Origin of the sequence: Rhodococcus sp. (in: high G+C Gram-positive bacteria) (genome assembly GCF_049591685.1) — a bacterium.
Taxonomy (GTDB): Bacteria; Actinomycetota; Actinomycetes; order Mycobacteriales; family Mycobacteriaceae; genus Rhodococcoides.
The window spans coordinates 1-3,686 of record NZ_JBAWFH010000125.1 but is presented as its reverse complement, the minus strand read 5'-3'; the positions used below and the strand labels follow the sequence as shown (position 1 = coordinate 3,686).

Genomic DNA, 3,686 nt, shown 5'->3' with positions numbered 1-3,686 from the left:
CGTACTCACCAGTGCTCGATGCCGCGAACTCACGGACGATGCGGGACGCGGCGCCGTCGCAGTCATCACCGCGCGATGCGTGGCCTTCGCCGCGGACGTGCTCGACAGCGGCAGGCAACCGTCCGCCGATGCCTTGGCCGGGTTGCGTGGCGACGCGGCCGAGTGGGCCCGAGTCGGAGTGCCGCTCGGGCCTGTTCAACACGCATTCCACGAAGGTTTTTCCGTCGGGCTGCGAATGATCGCCGCCCGCGCCGACGGCGGTGAGCAAGGTGCCGTGGTCGACGGGGCTGTCCTGATGTTCGGTCTGTTGGATGTGGTCTCGAAGGCGGTGTCCTCCGCCTACCTCGAGACCTACCGAGCTGTCGCCACGCAGGCCACCGAGCATGGGAACGCGCTGGCAACCGCGCTGCTCTCCGGTGGTGCGAACGCAGCGAGTATGGCCGAACGGGTTGGGGCCGAACTGGCGGCGGGCTACGAAGTTGTCGCCCTTCACTTCCCGAGTCCTGACGACGAGATCGGCGCGCCGGGCGGACGTGACGCGGCAGCGGCCCGCACCTTGCACCGACTGCAGACGGCTCTGATCGAGCACACAGCGCCGGCGGCACCGCTGGCGATACTGAGCATCGCCGGTGGAACGGTCCTGATTCCGAATCCGACGCCGACATCCGCGCAGGAACTCGTCGCGCAGCTCACCGAAGCGGGAGTGGTTGGGGTGTCGGCGACGGCCGTGTTGACCAGTGCCGCAAAGATTCCGGATGCTGCCGACAACGCTTACGAACTGCTGCGGCTCGTGCAGCGGCTGCACTATCGGCCGGGGATCTATCGCATTGCCGATCTTGCACTCGAATACCAGATCGCGCGCCCCGGCGGCGGCCGTCGGCATCTCGAACGCATGCTGGATCCACTTCGCCGCGTCCCCGACCTGTTGTCCACGCTCGAAGCGTTCGTCGGAGCCGAGGCCAACCGTAAGAAGGCGGCGAAGCAACTCGTGGTGCATCCCAACACTGTGGATTACCGACTCAAGCGCATCGGACAGATCACTGGCATCGATCCCATGAAGTCGTCGGGGCTGCGCTCGCTCCACGCGGCGTTGATCGCCGACTCCCTCGACCCGAACAAAACGGCATGACAAGTCCTCCCCTGACGCCTGTCGTCTCCATCGCCGCACGCGCTGCCCTGATTGCCATCGACTCGATGGTGCCGTGCTTTCAGCCGGTGGTGGCCTTGCATTCGGGCGTGGTCGTCGGAATCGAGGCGCTCGCGCGCTGGCCGACGGTGCACGGTGTGGACCCCGCCGAGGTGTTCGCGTTGGCACGGGCCCGCGGTATGGTCTCCGACGTCGATTTCGCCTGTCGCACTGCGGCTCTGAAGGAGGCGCGCTCGTCGCGCCTGACCGATGGGTTGACGCTGTACCTCAATTACGAACCGTCGGGCACAGCAGACGCTGCGCGTATCGAAGCGCACCTCGATGCAATCGGCCGGGACACCGACGTCGTCCTCGAGATGACCGAGCGTGGTCTCGACGCCGATCCGTCGCGGCTGCGTTCGGTCGTCCGGTCGGCGCGGCGGCGCGGGTTCGCGATCGCGCTGGACGACGTGGGATCCAATCCCGACACAGTCAAGGCGCTGACCGTCGTCGAGCCGGACATCATCAAGTTGGATGCGTCGATCCTCCGCCGTCCACGGTCACTGCGCACCGCCCGAGTCATGTGGGCCGTGCGACGGTATGTCGCCGCCACCGGTGCGGTGATGCTCGCCGAGGGCATCGAATCCAATCGCGACCGTGCCCGTGCTGTCGCGCTCGGTGCCACGCTGGGACAGGGATGGCTGTTCGGCGCCGCCGCGGCCGGTGCCGATGTACGAACGCGACTGGGTTGAACGAACTCGGGGGCAGTAGCCGAACGGTACGACATGGAACCGGTCAGATGGGCCGTGCCGCGGATTCCGTCGCGTCCACAGCAGTGCTCGTCGGCTGAGGTTCGTCGAGCTTGGCGGTTCGCCCGAACACGGCCCGGGTGTAGTGCATCGGTGCAAGCATCCATCCGAAATCGAACCGGCTCAGAACGGTTCGCCGAGCCAGCGCAAGGAGAACCGCCGCGCCCGTGACCGCCATCCAGGCCGGCATGGGATAGAGCGCGAGTCGCTCGCCCAACCCGAAGTGAAGCGTCTGGGCGAGCATGAGGACGGCGCCGACCACTCCGACCACCGCGCACAGAGCCGACCAGAGCGCCACCAACCGTCGTTCGTTCCACAGGTGCCAGGCGATCAGTGCAAGTACGACGTGCCGAGCGAGGAAGCCGGGCAACACCGCCACCCAGTGGATGATGGTGCCGTCGTTGGCCGGGAACAGCCCTGTCGCGGCAGTGCTGACGGCGATGACGACGGCCAGCGACAAAATGACCTTCTTGGACCGCCCACTGCGGATGTGTCGATGTAGAAAGACAGCCCCGACCAGGGTCAACGCACCGAGCACCACGAACGTGGTGTTCATGACGTCGTGCATCGGAGAACACGATGCGGCGTCGCAGGACGTCACGCCGAGCGAGCTGATGGAATCCCGAGCAAAGCTGTACGGGGTGTTCCAGGCGGCCGCGGTGAACAACTCGGCCAGCAAATAGGCGAAGCTGAGAACCCAGGCTGTTCCGGCGGCGGCATGGCGCAGATTGTGCGGTGACGTGATGGTGTGGTCTTCCTGTCGAGTCGACATGCGTCGATGCAGGGGACTGTACCCATCGATTCTGAGAACTGGGCTGTTCTTGGGGGTTTACTGGAACGCCCGCCGAGCTCAGGCTGGCCGACGCGTCGAGTCGATCAGCACTTCCACCTCGACCGGTGTCCCGTCCAGCGCAGCCAGGCACCGCGTGCGGAACCGTGAGCCGGCGCCGCGCCGATGCCTTCCGCCGATGCGAAGTTGGCCGCGAAGCTGGCCCGTCGATCGAGGTGGAGTGCGGCTGCGCCGCCCGTGTGTCAAAAGTGCTGTTCCCACAACGTTTTGTGCACACGGGCGGCGAAGCCGCACCCTCCGCATAACTCTCCCGTCAGTTCGGCGGGCTCCCGCGTAAGGACTCCGTAAGGAAGCCCGCGGGCGTCTTTCTATCGGCCGATGCTTGTAGCTCGGGTCGCCCCACCGGGCGGTCCGCTTCGCACCGACTTCGGTGCACGAAGCTGCTCATCGAGAGAGGGACCGCGTTCATGGCCGATCTGGCCTTCCTCACCGTCACGATCGTCGGGTTCGGACTGTGCCTGCTGGTGGTTCGAGCGCTGGCTCACCGAAATTCGGGGCCGCGCCGATGAACTACGTTCTGGTTGCGCTCGCCGCCGCCGTCGTGATCTACCTCTTCGTCGCCCTGCTCGACCCCGAGAGGTTCTGACGCACATGAATCCCGCCCTTCTTGCGGGGCTGCAGATCGCCGTCGTGATCGCAGTGCTCGCTGTCATCTATGTGCCCCTCGGCGACTACATGGCCAGGGTGTACGACAATCCGCGCCACAGCCGATTCGAATCGGTGCTGTATCGCCTCTGTCGTATCGACGCGAGAGCCGAGCAGACGTGGGTCGGGTATGCGTCCAGCGTGCTCGCCTTCTCGTTTGCGAGTGTCCTGTTTCTGTATGCGCTGCAACGTCTGCAGGGGGTATTGCCGCGCAGCGGTGGGTTGGACGGCGTCAGCCCGTCCGTTGCGTTCAACA

5 protein-coding genes are annotated in these 3,686 nt (G+C 65.8%); 4 read left to right on the top strand and 1 reads right to left on the bottom strand.

What is annotated here, in order from left to right:
• On the top strand, nucleotides 1-1,129 hold a 1,129-nt coding region (locus tag WBQ44_RS05495; protein ID WP_495565721.1), incomplete at its 5' end, for a PucR family transcriptional regulator.
• Nucleotides 1,126-1,878, top strand: a complete 753-nt coding sequence (locus tag WBQ44_RS05490) for an EAL domain-containing protein (RefSeq protein ID WP_495565720.1) — start codon at nucleotides 1,126-1,128, stop codon at nucleotides 1,876-1,878. The genes WBQ44_RS05495 and WBQ44_RS05490, both read left to right, overlap by 4 nt.
• Before the next feature lie 43 nt (nucleotides 1,879-1,921).
• Here the strand turns inward: WBQ44_RS05490 and WBQ44_RS05485 are convergent, their stop codons facing one another.
• Nucleotides 1,922-2,602 carry a DUF998 domain-containing protein gene (locus WBQ44_RS05485; RefSeq protein ID WP_495565722.1) on the bottom strand — a complete coding sequence of 227 codons (681 nt, stop codon included), beginning with the start codon at nucleotides 2,600-2,602 and terminating at the stop codon, nucleotides 1,922-1,924.
• Between the two features lie 637 nt (nucleotides 2,603-3,239).
• Between WBQ44_RS05485 and WBQ44_RS05480 the strand changes: the two genes are divergently transcribed.
• A complete protein-coding gene (locus WBQ44_RS05480; protein WP_495565719.1) occupies nucleotides 3,240-3,371 on the top strand; it encodes a potassium-transporting ATPase subunit F in 132 nt (43 codons plus the stop codon).
• 5 nt (nucleotides 3,372-3,376) lie between these two features.
• Nucleotides 3,377-3,686: potassium-transporting ATPase subunit KdpA (locus tag WBQ44_RS05475; RefSeq protein WP_495565718.1), on the top strand; the 310-nt coding region annotated here is incomplete at its 3' end.

What these genes read in the sequence shown, in the direction of transcription:
- WBQ44_RS05490 (WP_495565720.1), top strand. Translation starts at nt 1,126, where the DNA reads ATGACAAGTCCTCCCCTGACGCCTGTCGTCTCCATCGCCGCACGCGCT.